Raw genomic sequence first — 21,533 nt, forward strand, 5'->3', positions numbered from 1 at the left:
GGTCCGGGGGTGAAGGGGTGAGGAGGCGACTGAGGACGGAGAAACGGAGAGACGGCGAAACGGCGAAACGGAGGCTCAGAAGGCCTTGCGGAAGCGCGCGTACGCCTTCTGCGGGTCCGCCATGAACGTCCACGGCCACTCGGTGAACGCGCCGTCCAGCTCGCGGAAGACGTTCGAGGCCGTGCTGCTGCCGGCCAGCGACAGGGCCATGGCGAACATGTTGTAGTCGCCCTGCCAGCCCAGGCGGCGCTCGTACGCGTGGTGCAGGATGCTGCGCTCCGCCGCCTCCCTCAGCTCGGTCCGGATCCTGGGTTGCTGCAGGCAGTCGTTGTCGTCCGACTCCACCCACTGCTCGACGTACGCCATGGCGATGACGCAGCCGAGCCGGTGGCCGTCGGGCGCGGCGGCGAACGCCTTGCGGGCGAACTCCAGGGCCTGCCCCGGCTCACCGCCCCAGCGGGGCTGAAGCTGCGACAGCCACTCCACGTGGGTCTCCAGGTCCAGCGGGTCGCGGCGCAGGGCGGCGTCGCGCCGGGTCTCCGCCACGGAGGAGCCGAGCGACATGCCGCGGGCGGAGGTGAGAAGCTGGCGCCACGGGGTGATCCAGTCCGGCCGCAGCTCGGCGGCCTCGAGCAGCTGGTCCTCGGCGATGTGGAGCCGCTCGTGGAAGACCCGCCACTGCTCCTGGGTGACGTCCACGGCACGCGCGGCGGTGCGTGCCTCCCAGCCCCAGACGATGTGCCGGGCCCCGGATATCAGCAGGGCGGTCGCCCGGTGCTCCTTGTCCTCCTCGACGGCCCGGCCGATCCAGTCCTGCACCCCGTCGACGTCGGCCAGCTCACCGAGGACGGCATGGTCGCGGCCGAGGTCGAAGGGGGCGAGGGCGGACTTGACCGCGTCCCAGTCGCCCGCCTCGGCCGCCTCCACCAGCGTGAGCACCCGCATGTCCCCGAGCGCGATCAGTTCGTACACGCCGTTCCTGCCGCGGCGCGGGGCGGGGAAAGCGTGCGGATTCGCATCCGGTCTCTCCCCGCCCCTGCCGAACAACCTGCCGAACATGCCGCGCCCTCCCCTGGTTCCGCGTGATCGTTGCGGTGCAGCATAAGGGCGCCCGCCGACATCGCTTCCACAGGGTTTCCACCCGGACTTCACGGCTCCTGGCAGGTCAGCGCCGGTTCAGTGCGCGGTTCGGTCGCCGGTGGCCGGCCAGGGCACCTGCGGCGACCGGTGGTACCCGATCCCCAGGGCCTCCCAGCGGGGCGCCTGGGACGCCAGCCGCACCCGGTAGTCCGCCCAGTCGTGCGTGGCGGCCGGGGACCAGCCGAGTTCGGCGACACCGGGGAGCCGCGGGAAGGCCATGTACTCCACGTGGGCGGAGTTCTCCAGGGTTTCCGTCCACAGCGGTGCCTCGACACCCCGGATCGCGGAGGCGGGCACGCCCGGCAGATAGGCGGCCGGGTCCCAGTCGTAGGAGCGCTGCACCTCCACATAGCCCGCCCAGGACAGGCCGAGCGGGGTGTCCTTGTCGTACTTCATGTCGAGGTAGGCGCGGTCGGCGGGCGACAGGATCAGCCCGGTGCCGGCCCGGGCGGCGGCCGCCACCTGCTCCTTCTCCGCGCTGCTGGTGCCGTCCAGGCCCCAGTACTGGGCGAGGGCGCCCTTGGCGGGGGTGGCTCCGGTGAGCTGGTGCCAGCCGATGACGGTCTTGCCGTACTTCGCGACGATCGGCTGCACCCGGTCCATGAACTTCACGTAGTCCTCGTGCGGGGTGGAGTGCGCCTCGTCGCCGCCGATGTGGAGGTAGCGGCCCGGCGTGAGCGCGGCCAGTTCGCGCACCACGTCCTCGACGAAGTCGTACGTGATCTCCTTGCCGACGCACAGCGAGCTGAAGCCGACCTCGGTGCCGGTGTACAGCGGCGGTGCCACGCCGTCGCAGTTCAGATCGGCGTAGGAGGCGAGGGCGGCGTTGGTGTGGCCCGGCATGTCGATCTCGGGGACGACCTCCAGGTGGCGGGAGGCGGCGTACCGGACGATCTCCTTGTAGTCGGCCTTGGTGTAGTACCCGCCGGGGCCGCCGCCGACCTCGGTGGAGCCGCCGTAGGTCGCCAGGCGCGGCCAGGAGTCGATGGCGATGCGCCAGCCCTGGTCGTCGCTGAGGTGCAGATGCAGCTTGTTGATCTTGTAGAGGGCGAGCTGGTCGATGTAGCGCTTGACCTCGCCGACGGAGAAGAAGTGCCGGGAGACGTCCAGCATGGCACCGCGCCAGCCGTAGCGCGGGCTGTCCTCGATGGTGCCGCCGGCGACCAGCCAGGGTCCGGGCTGCACGGTGTCCTTCTCGACGGCGGGCGGCAGCAGCTGACGCAGGGTCTGCACGCCGTGGAAGAGGCCGGCGGGCTCGGCGGCTGTGATGGTGACACCGGAGCGGCCACTGTGCAGGCGGTACCCCTCGTCACCGAAGGGACCCTTGCCCAGATGCAGCCGGATTCCCCCGCGGCCGTGTTCGGTGACGGGCAGCCGGTAGCCGGTGGAGGGCCGCAGGATGTCCGCGAGGTACTCGCCGATCTTGCGCGCCTCGTGCGTGCCGTCGACGCGGATCTGGGTGCCGCGCGTGATGCGGTACGGGGAGCCGCCCGGCTGCACCGAGGCGGGTGCCGGGATCACGCGGTCGAGCGGGACGAGGGCGGGGTCGCGGGGCTCGCGGGCGGGGGCGGCCCCGGTGAGGGAGGCGCCCACGGCCGTGACGAGCAGCAGGGAACCGAGAAGGCGAAACGTTCTGTGGTGCCGTCTGACACAGCGGTCTCTCACAAGCGTGTCCCTTCCGTGCGCAGTTGCGCTCCAAGAGGTCTGGACCACTCTCTCGCGAGAGGGATGGAACAATCCACCCCATGGCGGAAATCATCCAGAGGGACGGCACTTGGGCCTTCGACGGCGATGCGCTCCGGCTGACTCCCGGACGGGACAAGAGCGTCGGTCTGCTGCGCAGGACCCTGGGCGAACTGGTCGTCCCGCTGGGCGCGTTGGCGGGGATATCGTTCGAGCACGGCAAGAAGTCCGGGCGGCTCAGGCTGCGGCTGCGGGACGGCGCCGATCCGCTGCTGCACGCGGCCGGCGGCCGGCTGACCGAGCCGCACGACCCGTACCAGCTCGTGGTGGAGCCCGACCGCTACGGCGTCGCGGAGTACTTCGTGGACGAGGTGCGCAACGCCCTGCTCCTCGACGAGGTGCCGGCCGACCCGGTCGACGCCTATCTGCTGCCGGGCCCCTCCGTGCCGCTGTCCGTGTCCGCCGGGGACGGCACGGTGAGCTTCGACGGGGAGCGCGTGCGCCTGGAGTGGAACTGGAAGACGGAGGACGCCAAGGCCGCCGCGGGCGCCCGCACCCTCGCGCTGGGCGACATCACCGGCGTGGAGTGGCAGCCGGCGGCCGGACTGGACAACGGCCATCTGCGCTTCCACCTACGGAACGCGCCCACCAAGGCCCCCGCCAAGTACGACCCGAACGCCGTGGAGCTGTGGGGCTTCAAGAAGGACCCCTTGATGGCGCTCGTCGCCGCCGCCGTCCAGGCCCGCCTGCCGCACCCGGCCGCCGCCGCGGACGGACCGCGCCCCGAGGAGCCGGCCGCCCTCGCGGCACCGGCCCCCGCCGCCCCCGCTCCCGCCGAGGACGATCACGACGCCCTGCTGCGCCGCCTGCGCGAGCTGGGCGAGCTGCACCGCTCCGGGGTCCTGACCGACGAGGAGTTCTCCCTGGCCAAGCAGGCGATCCTGAAGCGCATGTAGCAGGACCGCTACACGCCTGCCCGGAATCGGGCAGAATTCTTGCGTAAGAGTCTCCGGTACCTCAGGATCATCGGGTGCACGACGAACTTGTAGATCATCTGACGCGGTCCACGCCCCTCAGCCGGGGCGAGGCGCTGCGGGTGATCCAGGACGTGCTCGCCTACTTCGACGAGACGACCGAGGAATACGTCCGTCGCCGCCACCGCGAACTCCAGGCCCAGGGCCTGGTGAACGCGACGATCTTCGAACGGATCGAGGCGGACCTCAGATACCGCGCGGTGGCCCCGCCGGAGCTCTCGCTCCGGCAGCTGCGGCGCATCGTCTACGGCTAGGAACACACCCATATGTGCGGAATCGTCGGATACATCGGCAGGCGTGAGGTCGCTCCGCTGCTGCTCGAGGGCCTGCAGCGCCTGGAGTACCGGGGCTACGACTCGGCGGGCATCGTCGTGACGTCCCCGAAGACGGCCGGCCTGAAGATGGTCAAGGCCAAGGGCCGGGTGCGCGACCTGGAGGCGAAGGTCCCGGCGCGCTTCAAGGGCACCACCGGCATAGCCCACACCCGCTGGGCCACCCACGGCGCCCCCTCCGACGTCAACGCCCACCCGCACCTGGACGCCGAGGGCAAGGTCGCCGTCGTCCACAACGGCATCATCGACAACGCCGCCGACCTGCGCCGCAAGCTGGAGGCCGACGGCGTCGAGTTCCTCTCCGAGACGGACACCGAGGTCCTGGTCCACCTCATCGCCCGCTCGCAGGCGGAGAAGCTGGAGGACAAGGTCCGCGAGACCCTCCGGCTCATCGAGGGCACCTACGGCATCGCCGTGCTGCACGCCGACTTCCCGGACCGTATCGTCGTCGCCCGCAACGGCTCGCCCGTCGTCCTCGGCATCGGCGAGAAGGAGATGTTCGTCGCCTCGGACATAGCCGCCCTGGTCGCCCACACCCGCCAGATCGTCACCCTCGACGACGGCGAGATGGCCACCCTCAAGGCCGACGACTTCCGCACCTACACCACCGAGGGCACCCGCACCACCGCCGAGCCGACCACCGTGGAGTGGGAGGCCGCCTCCTACGACATGGGCGGCCACGACACCTACATGCACAAGGAGATCCACGAGCAGGCCGACGCCGTGGACCGCGTGCTGCGCGGCCGCATCGACGACCGCTTCTCCACCGTGCACCTCGGCGGCCTCAACCTCGACGCCCGCGAGGCCCGCCGCATCCGCCGCGTGAAGATCCTCGGCTGCGGCACCTCGTACCACGCCGGCATGATCGGCGCCCAGATGATCGAGGAGCTGGCCCGCATCCCCGCGGACGCCGAGCCGGCCTCCGAGTTCCGCTACCGCAACGCGGTCGTCGACCCCGACACCCTGTACGTCGCCGTCTCCCAGTCCGGCGAGACGTACGACGTCCTCGCGGCCGTGCAGGAGCTGAAGCGCAAGGGCGCCCGGGTCCTCGGCGTGGTCAACGTCGTCGGCTCGGCGATCGCCCGCGAGGCGGACGGCGGCATCTACGTGCACGCGGGCCCGGAGGTCTGCGTCGTCTCGACGAAGTGCTTCACCAACACCACGGTCGCCTTCGCCCTGCTCGCCCTGCACCTGGGCCGCACCCGCGACCTGTCCGTCCGCGACGGCAAGCGGATCATCGAGGGCCTGCGCAAGCTCCCGGAGCAGATCGCCGAGATCCTCAAGCAGGAGGAGGACATCAAGCAGCTGGCCCTGAAGTACGCCGAGGCCCGTTCGATGCTCTTCATCGGCCGCGTCCGGGGCTACCCCGTGGCCCGCGAGGCCTCCCTGAAGCTCAAGGAGGTCTCGTACATCCACGCCGAGGCCTACCCCGCCTCCGAGCTCAAGCACGGCCCGCTGGCCCTGATCGAGCCCGCCCTGCCGACGGTCGCGATCGTCCCCGACGACGACCTGCTGGAGAAGAACCGCGCCGCGATGGAGGAGATCAAGGCCCGCAGCGGCCAGATCCTCGCGGTGGCCCACCAGCACGAGGCCAAGGCCGACCACACCATCGTGGTCCCGAAGAACGAGGACGAACTGGACCCCATCCTGATGGGCATCCCCCTCCAACTCCTCGCCTACCACACGGCGCTGGCCCTGGGCAGGGACATCGACAAGCCCAGGAACCTCGCGAAGTCGGTAACGGTCGAATAAGAAGCCTTCGGGGGCGCGGGGAACTGCGCGACCAGCCCCCACCCACCCGCAGAGGCCGGACAACAGAACGGACCCCCACGTGTGCCACCCACACACAGGGGGTCCGTTTTTTGACGCCGGGGAGCCGCCCAACTCCCCGGCCGGCGCAGCTATCCGGTGGCCGTCACACCCCGGCCCGCGCGACGAGGAAGCACCGTCGGCCAGTGCGCGAACGCCGCCGTCGCCGCATACCAGGCAACGGCCCCCGCGGCCACGGCGAACCAACCGCCCACCTTCGCCAGACTCCCGTTGTCCGCGAACGCGGCGACAGCCATCAGCACCAGCGCGACAAGGAACAACCCATACGTCCCCTTGGCGAGTTGGTCGCCCGGCGCAGCCGCCAGCGTCAGCGCCACCAGCGCGAACAGCAGCAGGAACATCCCGGACGCGTTCGCGGACCCCGGCTCCGCCACCGCCCAGGTGAACCACAGCGCACCGAGAACCGAGAACGCCGTCCCGGAGGTCATGTCACCGTCGCGGAGCGCGAACAGCCCCACGACGAACAGCGCGACATCGCCCACGTACTGGGCGATGGACCCGGCGTCCGCCGCCGTCACGCCGTCGACGACCTCGGTGGAGCCGAGCCCGAAGGCCAACAGGGTGATTCCCAGGGCCAGTCGGCCGGCCACGGTGGTGATTCCACTTCCCGCGGAGACGTCTTTGTCCACGGCGGGCTCCCTTCGTGCAGGTGCAGTTGTGCGGTGTGGCATATATGCCCTTCACAAAGGCACAAACACCTCTACGCACGAGTAGATTTGCGCATCCGCAGAAGGGGGACGGCGCTTCCCAGAACTCATCTCACCTGGGACAACGGCGAGTTACGGAATGACAACGACGGGCCGCTGCGCCCGCTTGGCGAGCCGGCCGGCGACCGAGCCGAAGAGCCGGCCCACGATGCCGTGGGTGGAGCCGACCACGATCGCGTCGGCCTCGTACTCCCGGCCGACCTCTTCCAGTTCGTGGCAGATGTCGCCGCCGCGCTCCACCAGGATCCAGGGCACCTCGGCGAGGTAGTCCGCACACGCCAGCTCCAGACCGAGCACCTCGGTGCGGTGGTCCGGCACGTCCACGAAGACCGGCGGCTCGCAGCCCGCCCACACGGTGGTCGGCAGCCGGTTGGCGACATGCACGATGATCAGGCCCGAGCCGGAGCGCCGCGCCATACCGATCGCGTAGGCGAGGGCCCGCTCGCTGGAGGTGGAGCCGTCGAAGCCCACGACCACTCCGTGCCGGAACGCGGGGTCGCACGAATGGCGTGGCTGTTCCGCCGCCAGGGGATCGGCCGCCGTAGGGTCGGCGACCGGTCGCTTGCGGTCCGCGGGTTCGAAGAATTCGTGACCGGCCATGGCTGTCTCGGCGTTGTGATCCTTTTATGGGGGACGACAGTGTGCGGCGGAGCTGTGTCCGGGAATGGTCTTCCCAACCCCATACCCCCAAGGGTACGGCGGCACGCCTCCTAAGCCCAGATCCCGCACACGCTGGCAGCGGGTTCCCCGGAGCATGCACGAGGGGGTGCCCGTAACGCAATGGTTGCTGCGTTGTACAGGCGGTTTGCACAGGATTCAACATCCCGGGGCAGCCGGGCGCGCCCGGCTTCTTTCCCCGTTGTCCACACGGGAAACGCAGTGACCGACGGCCGGGCCGCGCGTTGAACTCCGTGAGCCACGCCACAGGGAGCCCACCATGTCCGGACCCGGTCCCGCCCCGGAGGGGGACCGCGCGATCACCGACGTGGTCCGCTGGGCGGCGTTCAGCTGTCTGCTCGTCCCCGTCGTGCTGCTGTGGTGCGGCTCCTCCCTGGCCGGTGCCACCGGCATCGCCCTGGGCCTCGCGGCCGTCACCGGGGCCTGCCACGTCCTGATGCGCCGCTCCGCACACGCCGCCGCCCACCCGCCGTCAGAGGACCGGACACCCCACCGCGGCCGGCACCACCACCTCCGAACCCGCGCCCACCGCACGGGAGGTGGCGCGCACCGGAGCGGGCGGCACGACGGCGGGGATACACCGGTCGGCTGACCGGTTTCCGCGCACGCGCCCGCATCTTTTCAGCCAACTTCCGGTTCCTGTGCATCCCCTGCCGTGACCACCCCCCAACCCCCGTTCGACCTGCACGGAAAGGACCTCAGGGCGCCTGCGCACCCTACGGGGATTGGCCACTGCGACAAGGCGCACTTCCCTGCACGCCCCACGAGTGCAACGCTTCGTGATCGAATGCTTCACGCCAAGTTGCCAAGTCGACAATGTGCCGGGTGGCGAACTGGCCACCCGGGCGCGACCGGACACAGTAGATTCGATCTTGACTGTTACGGCGGGGGACTCGTGCAAAACCGAGGGGAAACGTGCAGGAGCGACACGACCGAGGAGCCGCGACCACCGAGGGGGGCTTAGCAGCATGAGCCACGACTCCACTGCCGCGCCGGAGACCGCGGCCCGGAAACTCGCCGGGCGACGCCGCAAGGAGATCGTCGCGGTGCTGCTGTTCAGCGGCGGCCCCATTTTCGAGAGTTCCATACCGCTGTCGGTGTTCGGGGTTGACCGCCAGGACGCCGGCGTACCGCGCTACCGCCTGCTGGTGTGCGGAGGCGAAGAGGGCCCGCTGCGGACCACAGGGGGCCTGGAACTCACCGCGCCACACGGCCTGGAGGCGATCTCCCGCGCGGGCACGGTCGTCGTACCGGCCTGGCGTTCGATCACCTCACCGCCACCGGAGGAGGCGCTCGACGCACTGCGCCGGGCCCACGAGGAGGGCGCCCGCATCGTCGGGCTGTGCACCGGCGCCTTCGTCCTCGCGGCGGCGGGACTGCTGGACGGCCGTCCGGCGACCACCCACTGGATGTACGCGCCGACGCTGGCGAAACGCTATCCGTCGGTGCACGTCGATCCACGCGAACTCTTCGTGGACGACGGCGACGTCCTGACATCGGCCGGCACCGCGGCCGGAATCGACCTGTGCCTGCACATCGTGCGCACGGACCACGGCAACGAGGCGGCCGGAGCACTCGCCCGCCGCCTGGTGGTGCCGCCTCGCCGGAGCGGAGGCCAGGAACGCTACCTGGACCGCTCTTTACCGGAGGAGATCGGCGCCGACCCGCTCGCCGAGGTCGTCGCCTGGGCACTGGAGCACCTCCACGAGCAGTTCGACGTGGAGACGCTGGCGGCCCGCGCGTACATGAGCCGTCGTACGTTCGACCGCCGCTTCCGCTCGCTGACCGGCAGTGCGCCGCTGCAGTGGCTGATCACGCAGCGGGTGCTCCAGGCGCAGCGCCTGCTGGAGACGTCGGACTACTCGGTGGACGAGGTCGCCGGCCGCTGCGGCTTCCGCTCGCCGGTCGCGCTGCGCGGCCACTTCCGGCGGCAGCTGGGCTCGTCCCCGGCGGCCTACCGGGCCGCGTACCGCGCACGGCGTCCGCAGGCCGAGCGGAACCAGGACACGGACAGCGCGCCCGCCGCGCAGGGCGGCACCGCGCCGGAACCGCAGGGCCACCCCGGCCGGCCCCCGGCCGCGCTGCACCCGGACAGCCCGGTCCCGCACCAGTCCCGGCGCACGGCGAGCGCCGCCGCACTGGGCCTGACGGCCGCGGGCAGCGTCCCGAGCCAGCGCAGCGCGCCGTGAGCCGACAGCGACGGTGAGCGACGAACGGGCCGGGGGCCTCGACAGCCCCCGGCCCGTTCCCGTACGCGCGTCGTGCACGAGGGCGATGACCACCACATCGCCCGGGGCGCGGTGAGCCGTAGGGTGAGACATATGAACGATCGCATGGTGTGGATCGACTGCGAGATGACCGGCCTCTCGCTGTCGGACGACGCGCTCATCGAGGTGGCCGCCCTCGTCACCGACTCCGAGCTGAACGTGCTCGGGGAGGGCGTCGACATCGTCATCCGCCCGCCGGAGCGGGCCCTGGAGACGATGCCGGAGGTGGTGCGTCAGATGCACACCGCGTCCGGGCTGCTGGCCGAGCTGGAGGGCGGCACGACGCTGCAGGACGCCGAGCAGCAGGTCCTCGCGTATGTGAAGGAGCACGTCAAGGAGCCGGGCAAGGCCCCGCTGTGCGGGAACTCCGTCGGCACGGACCGCGGCTTCCTGCTGCGCGACATGCCCACGCTGGAGGACTACCTCCACTACCGCATCGTCGACGTCTCCTCGATCAAGGAGCTGGCGCGGCGCTGGTACCCGAGGGCGTACTTCAACAGCCCCGAGAAGAACGGCAACCACCGCGCCCTCGCCGACATCCGCGAGTCGATCGCGGAACTGCGCTACTACCGCGAGGCCGTCTTCGTACCGCAGCCGGGGCCCGACTCCGACACGGCGAAGAAGATCGCGGCCAAGCACGTCCTGCCTGCTCAGTAGGCGGAGGAGCGGGCGGGGAGGGGCTCGGGGAGGGGCGCCGCGAAAGCCGGGCGCGAGCACCCCTTCGGACCCTGTACACTTTTTCTCGGCCGGTCGGGGAGAGCGACTTCTCCCAAGCACCGGTCGTGGTGGGTGTAGCTCAGCTGGTAGAGCACCTGGTTGTGGTCCAGGATGTCGCGGGTTCAAGTCCCGTCACTCACCCTGAGTGATCAGCCGGTGACCTCGTCTCGAGGTCACCGGCTGATTGCGTTCCCGGGCCGTCCCGCTCGGCCGGCGTTCCGTCCCCTCGGCCGGCGTCAGGACGACGTGCGCGCCACCAGTTCCGTCGCCAGCACCACCTGGCGGCGTTCCAGCCCGCGGGACGCCGCCGGGCGGCGGTCGGCGATCTCCGACAGCAGCAGGTCGATCATTCTGCGGCCCATCTCCTCGATGGGCTGGCGCACGCTGGTCAGCGGGGGATCCATGTGGCGGGCGATGGCCGAGTCGTCGTAGCCGACCAGCGCCACGTCGTCAGGGATGCGGCGGCCCGCGTCGCGCAGGGCGTGCCGGGCGCCGGCGGCGGTCACGTCGGAGGCGGCGAAGACCGCGTCCAGGTCGGGCCGGCGCTCCAGCAGTGCCACCATCGCGCGGCGGCCGCCGTCCTCGGAGAAGTCGCCCGGCTCGATGAGCAGTTCGTCCACCTCGTGGCCCGCCTCGCGCAGCGCGTCGCGGTAGCCGTCGATGCGGCGCTGGGCGCCGTACACGTCGAGGCGGCCCGTGATGTGGGCGATGCGGCGCCGGCCCCGGCCGACGAGATGCTCCACGGCCTGCCGGGCACCGCCGTAGTTGTCGGAGTCCACCGAGGTCAGCGTCTCCGCGGCCGAGCGGGGGCCGCTGATCACCGCCGGGATCTCCAGCTGGGCCAGCATGTCCGGCAGCGGGTCGTCGGCGTGCACGGAGACCAGCAGCACCCCGTCCACCCGGTGCGCGGCGAGGTACTGGGCGAGCCGCTGCCGCTCCCGGTCGCTGCCCGCGAAGATCAGCAGCAATTGCATCTCGGTGTCGGACAGCGCCGATCCGACGCCGCGCAGCATGTCGGAGAAGTAGGGCTCGGCGAAGAAGCGGGTCTCCGGCTCGGGCACCACGAGGGCGATCGCGTCCGTGCGGTTGGCGGCCAGGGCGCGGGCCGCGGTGTTCGGGACGTACCCGAGCTCGGCGACCGCCGCCTCCACGGCGGCGCGGGTGGCGTCGCTGACCCGGGGCGAGCCGTTGATCACGCGGGAGACCGTGCCGCGCCCCACGCCTGCGCGCGCCGCCACCTCTTCGAGGGTGGGCCGGCCGCCGCTGCGGCCCCGCGCTCCGTGGCTTGCCATCGGGCTCCGCCTTCCGTCGTAGGTCACCGGCCAGGAATCTAACAGCCCGGTGAGCTGCCGTGACCGCCAGTGCGCCGGTCACGGAAGCTCCCGGCCGCCCCTGCCCGCTCACCCACTGTCCAGTTAACAGCCCGATAACCGAACGCAGTTTGCGACGTCTGCTCCCTTGACACCCCCGCCCGGACCCGCGACTCTTCAACACATCACTTGTGGGAGCGCTCCCACAGCACCTGACACATACACAACCCGCACGTTCCCCGCCCGAGCCGCAGCGAGCACAATACGGGCCCAACCATGCCGTTGGCCGGGGGGTCGGCACGTCAGGGCAACAGGAGGACGCAATGCGAGCACGTACCCTCCCCCAGTCTCGATCGCGCTCGAACAGGGGGAAGCCCTTCGCCCGCAAGGCGCTGGCCATAGCGGCCGTCGTGTCGCTGGGCACGGGGCTGCTGGCCGGCTGTGCCGACGACGGCGGAGACGACGACTCCGGCTCCTCGTCCGGCGGCGAGGGCAAGACCACGATCACGCTCGGTCTGTTCGGCACCATGGGCTTCAAGGAAGCCGGTCTCTACGCCGAGTACGAGAAGCTCAATCCGGACATCAAGATCGCCGAGAACGTTGTCGAGCGCAATGAGAACTACTACCCGGCGCTGCTGAACCACCTCACCACCAACAGCGGCCTGCAGGACATCCAGGCCGTCGAGGTCGGCAACATCGCCGAGATCGTGGGCACCCAGGCCGCCAAGCTCGAGGACCTGTCCAAGGCCCCCGGTGTGAACAAGAGCGACTACGTGGGCTGGAAGTGGGAGCAGGCCACGACCAAGGACGGCCAGACGATCGGTCTCGGCACCGACATCGGCCCGATGGCGATCTGCTACCGCAAGGACATGTTCGAGAAGGCCGGCCTGCCCACCGACCGCGCGGAGGTCGGCAAGCTGTGGGCGGGCGACTGGAAGAAGTTCGTCGAGGTCGGCGAGCAGTACAAGGAGAAGGCGCCCAAGGGCACCACCTTCATGGACTCTCCCGGCGGTCTGATCAACGCGATCCTCAGCAGTGAGGAGGAGAAGTTCTACGACTCCGACGGCGAGGTCATCTACAAGACGAACCCCGCCGTGAAGGCCGCCTTCGACCTGACCGCCGAGGCCGCCGAGAAGGGACTGGTCGGCGCGCAGACGCAGTTCCAGCCGGCCTGGGACCAGACGATCGCCAACAACAAGTTCGCCGCGATGGCCTGCCCGCCGTGGATGCTCGGCTACATCAAGGGCAAGTCGAAGCCCGACGCGGCCGGCAAGTGGGACGTGGCCGTGGCGCCCAAGTCCGGCAACTGGGGCGGCTCCTTCCTGGCCGTGCCCAAGAGCGGCAAGAACGTCGAGGAGGCCAAGAAGCTGGCCGCCTGGCTGACCGCGCCCGAGCAGCAGGCGAAGCTGTTCAAGGTGCAGGGCAGCTTCCCGAGCGCGCAGACCGCGTACGACATGCCGGAGGTCACCGGCGCGAAGAACGACATGACCGGTGACGCCCCGATCGGCCAGATCTTCGCCGAGGCGGCCAAGCAGATCCCCGTCCAGGTGATCGGCCCGAAGGACCAGATCATCCAGCAGGGCCTGACGGACAACGGCGTCATCCTGGTCACCAAGGGCAAGTCGCCGAAGGAGGCCTGGGAGACGGCCACCAAGACCATCGACAACAACCTGGACAAGTGACCCGCATGGCCACTCGCCACGACACCGCCGCGCTCCCCCGCAAGGGGGGCGCGGCCCCGGGCCGCCCGCCCGAGGACGCGGTACCCACGGACAAGGACGAACGGCGCCGGGCGAAGCTGTCCCGCCGCTGGCAGCGGGACGTGCGCTGGAGCCCGTACGCCTTCGTCTCGCCGTTCTTCCTGCTGTTCCTCGCCTTCGGCCTGTTCCCGCTGATCTACACGGGCTGGGCCTCGCTGCACCAGGTGGAGCTGACCGCCCCGACCGACATGAACTGGGTGGGGCTGCGCAACTACACCCGGATCTTCGACGACGACTTCTTCTGGAACGCGGCGAAGAACACCCTGACCATCGGCATCATCTCCACCGTCCCGCAGCTGCTGATGGCCATGGGCATCGCCCACATCCTCAACTACAAGCTGCGTGCCTCGACCTTCTACCGGGTCGCGATGCTCGCCCCGTACGCCACCTCGATCGCCGCCGCCTCCCTGGTGTTCGTGCTGCTCTTCGGGCGTGACTACGGCATGATCAACTGGGCGCTGGACTTCGTCGGGGTCGACCCGGTCGACTGGCAGGGCGACAAGTGGCCCTCGCAGATCGCCGTCTCGACGATCATCATCTGGCGCTGGACCGGCTACAACGCGCTGATCTACCTGGCCGCGATGCAGGCGATCCCGCAGGACCTGTACGAGTCGGCGGCGCTGGACGGCGCCAGCCGCTGGCAGCAGTTCCTGCACGTCACCCTGCCGTCGTTGCGGCCGACGATCCTGTTCACGGCGGTCGTCTCCACGATCGGCGCCAGCCAGGTCTTCGGTGAGCCGCTGCTGTTCGACGCCAACAAGGGCGCGTCCGGCGGCGCGGAGCACCAGTTCCAGACGCTCGGCCTGTACCTGTACGAGCAGGGCTGGGTGAACCAGCACCTGGGCCGTGCCTCGGCGATCGCCTGGACGATGTTCCTGATCCTGATCGTCATCGGCATCGTCAACTACGTCATCTCGCGCCGGCTGCGCGCCAGTAGTTAAGGAGTTCCGGCCGTGACGACGACTGAGACACCCCCCGCCGCCCCGAAGCCCGCCAAGGAGCAGAAACGCTCACGCCTGCCGAGGTCGGCGCGGGCCGGCGGGACGCTGCACGGCGGGCCGATCGCGTACGCGATCCTGATCCTGTTCACGATCGTCTCGCTGTTCCCGCTGATCTGGACCGCGATCGCCGCCTCCCGGGACAACGCGCGCCTGGCGCAGACGCCGCCGCCGTTCTGGTTCGGCTCCAACCTGTTCAAGAATCTGGAGATCGCCTGGAAGGACGCCAACCTCGGGGAGGCGTTCCTCAACACCACGATCGTTGCGGGCATCTCGGCGGTCACCATCGTGGTGCTGTCGACGATCGCCGGGTTCGCCTTCGCCAAGCTGCGCTTCAAGGGCCGTAACGCGCTGATGCTGCTGGTGATCGGCACGATGATGGTGCCGCCGCAGCTGAGCGTCATCCCGCTGTACATGATGGTGGCCAAGCTGGACTGGACCGACCAGTTGCAGGCGGTCATCTTCCCGTCGCTGGTGAGCGCGTTCGGTGTGTTCTTCATGCGGCAGTACCTGCTCCAGGCGCTGCCGGACGAGATCATCGAGGCCGCGCGGGTCGACGGCGCGAGCAGCTGGCGTGTGGTGTGGCACGTGGTGTTCCCGGCCGCCCGCCCGGCGATGGCCGTGCTGGGCATGCTGATGTTCGTGCAGACCTGGAACGACTTCCTGTGGCCGTTCCTGGTGCTGACCCAGACCGGCAACCCGACCGTGCAGGTCGCGGTCGCGGGCCTCGGCCGCGGCTACACGCCGGACCAGTCCCTGATCATGGCCGGTGCGCTGCTGGGCACACTGCCGCTGCTGCTGGTCTTCGCGATCTTCGGCAAGCAGATCGTGGGCGGCATCATGCAGGGCGCGGTCAAGGGCTGAGGCCGGCCTCGCCCCACCGGGGCCGGGTCACCGCCGCCTCGGCCCCCTTCCCCTTCTTCTCTTCTCCCCTTCTTCTCTTCTCCCCTTCCGCCCTTCTCCCTTCTCGTCCTTCTCCCCCTCTCTTCTCGTACTCGTCGGTCTTCACGACCTCCTGGGAGCGCTTCCATGTCTGACTCCGCCACGCCGGCGAACCCGGCGACCTTCCCTCCCGCCTTCCTCTGGGGCGCCGCGACCTCCGCGTACCAGATCGAGGGGGCGGTGCGGGAGGACGGACGGACCCCGTCCATCTGGGACACCTTCAGCCATACGCCGGGCAAGACGGCCGGCGGCGAGACCGGTGACATCGCTGTCGACCACTACCACCGCTACCGCGAGGACGTGGCGCTGATGGCCCGGCTGGGCCTGACCGCGTACCGCTTCTCCGTGTCCTGGTCGCGGGTGCAGCCGACCGGCCGGGGCCCCGCGGTGCAGCGCGGGCTGGACTTCTACCGCCGGCTGGTCGACGAGCTGCTGGCGCACGGCATCAAGCCTGCGGTCACGCTCTACCACTGGGACCTCCCGCAGGAGCTGGAGGACGCGGGCGGCTGGCCCGAGCGCGACACCGCCTACCGGTTCGCCGAGTACGCGCAGCTCGTCGGCGAGGCCCTCGGCGACCGGGTGGAGCAGTGGATCACGCTCAACGAGCCCTGGTGCAGCGCCTTCCTGGGCTACGCCTCCGGCGTGCACGCCCCCGGCCGCACCGACCAGCCGGCCTCCCTGCGGGCCGCCCACCACCTGAACCTGGCGCACGGTCTGGGCAGCACCGCCCTGCGCTCGGTGATGCCGGCCCGCAACTCGGTCGCGATCAGCCTCAACTCCTCGGCGGTCCGGCCCCTTTCACCGGGCGACCCGGCGGACCTGGTGGCGGTGCGCAAGATCGACGACCTGGCCAACGGGATCTTCCACGGCCCGATCCTGCACGGCGCCTACCCCGAGACGCTGCTGGAGGCGACCTCGGCGCTCACCGACTGGTCGTTCGTCCACGACGGCGACCTCGGTGTGATCCACCAGCCGCTGGACGCGCTGGGCCTCAACTACTACACGCCCACCGTGGTCTCGGCGGCCGACCCCGGTGCCGAGGTGCCGCGGGCCGACGGCCACGGGGCGAGCGACTACTCGCCCTGGCCCGGCGCGGACGACGTGGCCTTCCACCAACTGCCGGGCGAGCGAACCGAGATGGGCTGGTCCATCGACCCGACCGGCCTGCACGAGCTGATCATGCGCTACACCCGTGAGGCGCCCGGTCTGCCGCTGTACATCACCGAGAACGGCGCGGCCTACGACGACAAGCCCGACGCCGACGGCCGCGTGCACGACCCCGAGCGCATCGCCTACCTGCACGGTCACCTCTCCGAGGTGCGCCGGGCCATCACCGACGGCGCCGATGTGCGCGGCTACTTCCTGTGGTCCCTGTTGGACAACTTCGAGTGGGCGTACGGCTACGACAAGCGCTTCGGCGCGGTCTACGTCGACTACGCGACCCTGGAGCGCACGCCCAAGTCCAGCGCCCTGTGGTACAGCCGGGCGGCCAGGTCGGGCGCACTGCCCGAGCCGGAGCGCATCTGACCAGCTCCGGTGTGAGAACGGGGGGCGGGGCGCGGTGCCCTAGGGGAGTGCCGCGCCCCGTACTTCTGCGTCTCATCGGTGCGCCGGGGACCGCGGACGCCCCGGCCGGACTGGGGGGAAGCCGGCCGGGGCGTGCGCTCCCCGTTTTCCTCAGTGGCTCACTTGTAGGCGGCGAACGCCTTCGTGAAGGCGAACCTCTCCTGGTCGATGGAGCTGCACGTCGCGTCGGCGGCCGGCTTCGGGCCGCCGGGGCAGGCCTTGTCGCGGGTGCCGGACCACATCGACAGCCAGCCGATGCCCTTGGACCTGGCGAAGTCCACCAGCTGGGTGGCGTCGTCGACCTTGAAGATCTCGGTGACGACGTCGTTGACGCCGATCATCGGGGTGACGGCGACCTTCTTCCACGCCTCGCTGTCGCTCAGCCCGAGGATGCCCTTGATCTGGGCCTGCGTGGCGGTGGCGGCCTGTTCGGCGTAGGTGCCCATGTCGCCGCTGTACGCGGGTCCGTAGTCCATCGCCATGATGTTGACGGCGTCGATCCGCACGCCGTTCTTCTTGGCGTCCGCGAGCAGGTTCACGCCGTCCTGGGTCAGACCCTCGGGCATCACCGGCAGGGTGAAGGAGACGTCCAGGTCGGGGTGGTTCTTCTGGAGCGCGGCGATCGCCTGGGCGCGGCGGGTGTTGGCGGCGGCGTTCGGCAGGGCGCCGCCCTCGACGTCGAAGTCGACCTTGGTGAGCTTGTAGGCGTCCACGACCTTCTCGTACGCCGCCGCCAGCGCGTCCGCCGACGTGCAGGTCGTGCCGAGTTCGGAGCCGGCCGCGCCGCCGAAGGAGACCCGGACGTCACCGCCCTTGGCGCGCAGGGCGCCGATCTGCCCGGCCACGGCGTCGCTGCCCAGGTCGGTGACGCCACCCCACTTGGGGGTGCAGCCGCCGCCGTCGGTGACGAAGGCGAGGTTGTAGTTCTTCACGCCGGTGGCCTCGGCGCTCGCGACCAGGTCGAAGGCCGGGTAGAGGGAGGTGTCGACGTAGGGGGCGAATCCGGCGCTCGTGGGGGTGCCGTCACCGGTGCTCTCCGTCGGCTCGGGGGTGGCGGTCCCGGTCGGCTCGGTCGGCTTCTCCGTGGGCGTCGGCGACTGCGAGGGGGCGGGGGTCTCGGTGGGACGGCCGCTGGGCTCCGGGGCCGGGCCGCCGTCGGCCGAGCAGCCGGCGCCGTCGACGCGGCAACCGGTCGGATCGCCGGTGCCGTCGACCACGAAGCCGACGGTGACCGACTCGCCGGCGGCGAGTCCGTCGGTGTCCCACTTGGGCGGGGTGACGGTGACGTGCTGCCCGCTGACGCTGGACTCGGCGTTCCACAGCGATCCCAGCCTGCTGCCGGCCGGCAGGTCGAACTCCAGCTTCCAGTCGGTGTCCCGCGCGCCGGTGTCGTTGGTCACGACGTACTGGGCGGTGTATCCGGTCGACCACTCGCTCGTCCTGGTGTACGCGGCACCGACGCCGGCCGCCTGGGCGGTGCTGGTGAACACGAGCGCGCCACCGCCGGCCACGGCCGCGGCGACCACAGCCCCGATCGCCTTGTTCCTGCCACTGATCCTGCGCCGGTGGGTGCTCATCGCGTGCCTGCCTTCGCTGCTGTTCATGGGGGGTTCACGAGCGTCCCCGGGGGGAGGGGCGCGGCAGCACGCTAGCGACCCGGATTCGGACAAATGACCTGATCCGGCTGCTGGTTGAGGATCTTAGGGTGCGCTTAAGGAAGGGATCGGGGGCGGTTAAAGGTCGAGACCAGTCGGTGCGAGAGGGATCGCCCGGGCCGCCGTCGTCGTACGGCCCCCCGGTGGCCGCGCCGCCCCGGTGTCCGCTCGCGTCCGTCCAGCTGGATCCAGATGCGCACCTCGGTCCCGCCGAGCACCGACGAGCCGATCCGCACGTCCCCGCCCGTCGACTCCGCGAGCCGGCGCACGATGTCCAGGCCGAGCCCGGTCGAGCCGTCGCTCCCCGAGCCCCGGCCGCGGGCCATCGCCGCCTCGGGGTCGGGTATGCCGGGGCCCGCGTCGGAGACGAGCACGATCACCGCGTCCTCGCCGTTGTGCAGGTCGACCGCGAAGGCGGTGCCCTCCGGGGTGTGCCGGAAGACGTTGCCGAGCAGGGCGTCGAGCGCGGCGGCCAGATCGGCGCGGGCCACGGGTATGCGCACCGGCCGGTCCGCCCCGGCCACCCGCCACTTGCGGCCCTCGTCCTCGGCGAGCGCCGACCAGAACGCCATCCGCTCGCGGACCACCTCGGCGGCGTCGCAGCCGGCGCCGGGCCCGGCGGCGGCCGTCTGCGGTTTGGCGTCCCGGGCGGTGCGGATGATGGTGTCGACCTCGCGCTCCAGCTGTTCGACCGCGGCCCGGGTCTGCTCGGCGGCCGGCCCCTCGCCGAGCGAGGCGGCGTTGAGCCGCAGTACCGTCAGCGGGGTCCGCAGCCGGTGGGACAGGTCGGCGGCCAGTTCCCGCTCGTTGGCGAGCAGTTGGACGACCTGGTCGGCCATGGAGTTGAACGCCACCGCCGCCAGGCGCAGTTCGGTCGGCCCCTCCTCGGGCACCCGCGCCCCGAGTTTCCCCTCGCCCAGTTCGTGCGCCCCCTCCACCAGGCGCTGCGCGGGGCGCACCATCCGTACGCCCAGCCGGTCGGCGACGGCCACCGAGCCGAGGATCAGCGCGATCCCGACCGCCGCGAGCACCGCCCAGGCGGTGCCGACCCCGTTGGTGACCTCGGACTCGGGGACGTACACCTCGACCACCGCGATCTCGCCGGTGCTCAGCGCGACCGGCTGGAGCAGCGTGGAGCCGCCGGAGACCGTGGCGGTGGAGGCGCGTCCCAGCCGGCGCACGGCCGCGATGTCCTCGGCGGCGGCCCGCCGCCGCCCGATGCCGAGGGCCTCCTCGCCGTCCGCGGCCGGCAGGTGCACGGCCATCCCGTCGTCCGTCCCGGCCGAGGCGACGACCCGTTCGAGCTGATCGCGGTCGGTGGTGATGGACAGTGCCGGAGCGACCGCCGCGGCCTCCCGCTCGGCGTTGGAGAAGGCCCGGTCGCGGGCCAGCTCCCGGATGACCAGGCCCAGCGGCACCGCGAAGGCGAGCACGACCATCGCGGTCACCGCCAGCGACACCTTCACCAGTGCCCACCTCATCGCGGTGGCTCCGCCCCCGACGCCTGCTCGGCGGGCGGCTCCAGCTTCACGCCCACGCCGCGCAGGGTGTGCAGATAACGCGGCCGGGCCGCGGTCTCCCCCAGCTTCCTGCGCAGCCAGGACAGATGGACGTCGATGGTCTGGTCGTCGCCGTAGGACTGCTGCCACACCTCGGCGAGCAGCTCCTTGCGCGGGACGACCACACCGGGCCGCCCGGCGAGGAAGGCGAGCAGATCGAACTCGCGCCGGGTCAGATCGAGGCGCACACCGTCCAGTTCGGCCTGGCGGCGCAACGGGTCGACGGTCAGCCCGCCGACCCGCAGCACGGGGGACGGCGCGCTCTCCGCCCCGCCGGACCGGGCCCGGCGCAGCACGGCCGCCATCCGGGCCGAGAGATGCTCCACGGAGAAGGGCTTGGTCAGATAGTCGTCCGCGCCGGCGTTCAGCAGCCGCACGATCTCCGTCTCGTCGTCCCGGGCGGTGGCCACGATCACCGGTACGTCCGTGATCCCGCGCAGCATCTTCAGGGCCTCGGAGCCGTCCAGATCAGGCAGTCCGAGGTCCAGGACGACCACGTCGAAGCGGAAATGGGCGACCTCGCGCAGCGCCTCCAGTGCCGTCCCCACACTGCGCACGGTGTGCGCGGCGTCGGTGAGATGCCGGATGAGCGCCGAGCGTACGAACTGGTCGTCCTCGACCACGAGAACACTTGCCATGGGCCGCACCGTACGCCATGCGCGTGGCGCCGGTGCGGGCCTGTGGACAACTCCCGGATCGCTCCGGACGGTCTGCGGATGCCGTCCCGGGTTGTCCACAGGGCACGACACTGCTGGGGCTGGTGAGGCAGTATGGGCCGACGATGCGCAGAGGACTCGTACACGTACTGGCCTGGCTGCTCGCCACGGGCGCGGCGGTCACGCTGTCGTGGTGGGGTGTCCACACGGTGATGGCCGCCACGGCGTACACCCCGCCCCGTGCCCTGTCCGTCTCGGCGGCGGACGCGACGACGCAGGAGTCGAGGCCGGTGTCCTCCTCGACGCGGCGCCCGTCGGACACGAAAGACGCAAAGGACACGAAGGACGCGCAGGGCGCCGGGGACGCGAGGAAGCCGTCGGCGGCACCCGGCGGGACGTCGTCCACCCCGGCCGCCCCCGAGCCGGACCGCCCATCCCCCGCGCCGTCCGGACCGCCCCCCTCCCCCGCCACCTCCGGCCAGGTGAAGAGCTACGACACCGAAGGCGGCCGGGCGGTGTTCGACCTGGGCGAGACCTCCGCGTCGCTGGTGTCGGCGACGCCGGGCGCGGGCTGGTCGATGCAGGTGTGGAAGACGGAGACGTGGATCCGGGTGGAGTTCTCCTCGGGCGCGGACCGGGTGTCGGTCTTCTGCACCTGGCACGACGGCCCGCCGCGCGTGGAGGTCGGGACCTACTGAA

General features: G+C 70.9%; 19 protein-coding genes and 1 tRNA gene. 12 read left to right on the forward strand and 8 right to left on the reverse strand.

Annotation, left to right across the window (positions count from 1 at the left end):
• Nucleotides 1-75 precede the first annotated feature (75 nt).
• Both AB0412_RS20510 and AB0412_RS20515 read right to left on the reverse strand, forming a co-directional pair.
• Nucleotides 76-1,059 carry a hypothetical protein gene (locus tag AB0412_RS20510; RefSeq protein ID WP_366404011.1) on the reverse strand — a complete coding sequence of 328 codons (984 nt, stop codon included), beginning with the start codon at nt 1,057-1,059 and terminating at the stop codon, nt 76-78.
• A gap of 117 nt (nt 1,060-1,176) precedes the next feature.
• Nucleotides 1,177-2,733 (reverse strand): beta-N-acetylhexosaminidase, encoded by a 1,557-nt coding sequence (locus AB0412_RS20515; protein ID WP_366404012.1) that lies wholly within the window; start codon nt 2,731-2,733, stop codon nt 1,177-1,179.
• A gap of 152 nt (nt 2,734-2,885) precedes the next feature.
• Here AB0412_RS20515 and AB0412_RS20520 point away from each other — a divergent pair, with 152 nt between their 5' ends.
• The 3 genes from AB0412_RS20520 (at nt 2,886) to glmS (ending at nt 5,941) form a co-directional block, all read left to right on the forward strand.
• Nucleotides 2,886-3,779 (forward strand): DUF4429 domain-containing protein, encoded by an 894-nt coding sequence (locus tag AB0412_RS20520; RefSeq protein ID WP_366404013.1) that lies wholly within the window; start codon nt 2,886-2,888, stop codon nt 3,777-3,779.
• A gap of 74 nt (nt 3,780-3,853) precedes the next feature.
• A complete protein-coding gene (locus AB0412_RS20525) occupies nt 3,854-4,111 on the forward strand; it encodes a hypothetical protein (RefSeq protein ID WP_030869322.1) in 258 nt (85 codons plus the stop codon).
• Between the two features lie 12 nt (nt 4,112-4,123).
• Nucleotides 4,124-5,941 carry a glutamine--fructose-6-phosphate transaminase (isomerizing) gene (glmS, locus tag AB0412_RS20530; protein ID WP_366404014.1) on the forward strand — a complete coding sequence of 606 codons (1,818 nt, stop codon included), beginning with the start codon at nt 4,124-4,126 and terminating at the stop codon, nt 5,939-5,941.
• A gap of 149 nt (nt 5,942-6,090) precedes the next feature.
• Here the strand turns inward: glmS and AB0412_RS20535 are convergent, their stop codons facing one another.
• Together AB0412_RS20535 and AB0412_RS20540 are read right to left on the reverse strand one after the other, a co-directional pair.
• A complete protein-coding gene (locus AB0412_RS20535) occupies nt 6,091-6,648 on the reverse strand; it encodes a hypothetical protein (protein WP_366404015.1) in 558 nt (185 codons plus the stop codon).
• Between the two features lie 150 nt (nt 6,649-6,798).
• Entirely contained in the window at nt 6,799-7,326 is a 528-nt protein-coding gene (locus AB0412_RS20540) for a universal stress protein (protein ID WP_366404016.1), read from the reverse strand.
• Nucleotides 7,327-7,663: 337 nt separating this feature from the next.
• On the opposite strand from AB0412_RS20540, the gene AB0412_RS20545 reads away from it, so the two are divergent.
• From AB0412_RS20545 to AB0412_RS20560, 4 genes are all read left to right on the forward strand, one after another.
• Nucleotides 7,664-7,996: a hypothetical protein gene (locus AB0412_RS20545; protein ID WP_366404017.1), complete on the forward strand. Its 333-nt coding sequence runs from the start codon at nt 7,664-7,666 to the stop codon at nt 7,994-7,996.
• 376 nt (nt 7,997-8,372) lie between these two features.
• On the forward strand, nt 8,373-9,593 hold the full coding sequence (locus AB0412_RS20550; protein ID WP_366404018.1) for a helix-turn-helix domain-containing protein: 1,221 nt from the start codon (nt 8,373-8,375) through the stop codon (nt 9,591-9,593).
• 132 nt (nt 9,594-9,725) lie between these two features.
• The gene (gene orn, locus AB0412_RS20555) at nt 9,726-10,328 is read left to right on the forward strand and encodes an oligoribonuclease (RefSeq protein ID WP_366404019.1); all 603 of its coding nucleotides are present in this window, start codon (nt 9,726-9,728) and stop codon (nt 10,326-10,328) included.
• Between the two features lie 128 nt (nt 10,329-10,456).
• A tRNA-His gene (locus AB0412_RS20560) sits at nt 10,457-10,529 on the forward strand.
• A 95-nt stretch (nt 10,530-10,624) separates the two neighbouring features.
• Here AB0412_RS20560 and AB0412_RS20565 read toward each other — a convergent pair.
• A complete protein-coding gene (locus AB0412_RS20565) occupies nt 10,625-11,680 on the reverse strand; it encodes a LacI family DNA-binding transcriptional regulator (RefSeq protein ID WP_366404020.1) in 1,056 nt (351 codons plus the stop codon).
• Nucleotides 11,681-12,021: 341 nt separating this feature from the next.
• Between AB0412_RS20565 and AB0412_RS20570 the strand changes: the two genes are divergently transcribed.
• The 4 genes from AB0412_RS20570 (at nt 12,022) to AB0412_RS20585 (ending at nt 16,925) form a co-directional block, all read left to right on the forward strand.
• A complete protein-coding gene (locus AB0412_RS20570; protein ID WP_366404021.1) occupies nt 12,022-13,380 on the forward strand; it encodes an extracellular solute-binding protein in 1,359 nt (452 codons plus the stop codon).
• 5 nt (nt 13,381-13,385) lie between these two features.
• On the forward strand, nt 13,386-14,399 hold the full coding sequence (locus tag AB0412_RS20575) for a sugar ABC transporter permease (protein ID WP_366404022.1): 1,014 nt from the start codon (nt 13,386-13,388) through the stop codon (nt 14,397-14,399).
• Between the two features lie 12 nt (nt 14,400-14,411).
• Nucleotides 14,412-15,320: a carbohydrate ABC transporter permease gene (locus AB0412_RS20580; protein ID WP_366404023.1), complete on the forward strand. Its 909-nt coding sequence runs from the start codon at nt 14,412-14,414 to the stop codon at nt 15,318-15,320.
• A 165-nt stretch (nt 15,321-15,485) separates the two neighbouring features.
• Nucleotides 15,486-16,925 (forward strand): GH1 family beta-glucosidase, encoded by a 1,440-nt coding sequence (locus AB0412_RS20585; RefSeq protein ID WP_366404024.1) that lies wholly within the window; start codon nt 15,486-15,488, stop codon nt 16,923-16,925.
• Between the two features lie 158 nt (nt 16,926-17,083).
• On the opposite strand, the gene AB0412_RS20590 is transcribed toward AB0412_RS20585, so the two are convergent.
• The 3 genes from AB0412_RS20590 to AB0412_RS20600 all read right to left on the reverse strand — a co-directional run bounded on the left by AB0412_RS20590 (nt 17,084) and on the right by AB0412_RS20600 (nt 20,816).
• Entirely contained in the window at nt 17,084-18,541 is a 1,458-nt protein-coding gene (locus AB0412_RS20590; RefSeq protein WP_366404108.1) for a cellulose binding domain-containing protein, read from the reverse strand.
• A 134-nt stretch (nt 18,542-18,675) separates the two neighbouring features.
• On the reverse strand, nt 18,676-20,100 hold the full coding sequence (locus AB0412_RS20595) for a HAMP domain-containing sensor histidine kinase (protein ID WP_366404025.1): 1,425 nt from the start codon (nt 20,098-20,100) through the stop codon (nt 18,676-18,678).
• Nucleotides 20,097-20,816: a response regulator transcription factor gene (locus tag AB0412_RS20600; RefSeq protein ID WP_366404026.1), complete on the reverse strand. Its 720-nt coding sequence runs from the start codon at nt 20,814-20,816 to the stop codon at nt 20,097-20,099. Before AB0412_RS20600 ends, AB0412_RS20595 begins: the two co-directional genes overlap by 4 nt.
• 143 nt (nt 20,817-20,959) lie before the next feature.
• On the opposite strand from AB0412_RS20600, the gene AB0412_RS20605 reads away from it, so the two are divergent.
• Nucleotides 20,960-21,532: a hypothetical protein gene (locus tag AB0412_RS20605; RefSeq protein ID WP_366404027.1), complete on the forward strand. Its 573-nt coding sequence runs from the start codon at nt 20,960-20,962 to the stop codon at nt 21,530-21,532.
• The last annotated feature ends 1 nt before the right edge of the window (nt 21,533 follow it).

Origin of the sequence: Streptomyces sp. NPDC052012, from assembly GCF_040689265.1 — a bacterium.
Taxonomy (GTDB): domain Bacteria; phylum Actinomycetota; class Actinomycetes; order Streptomycetales; family Streptomycetaceae; genus Streptomyces.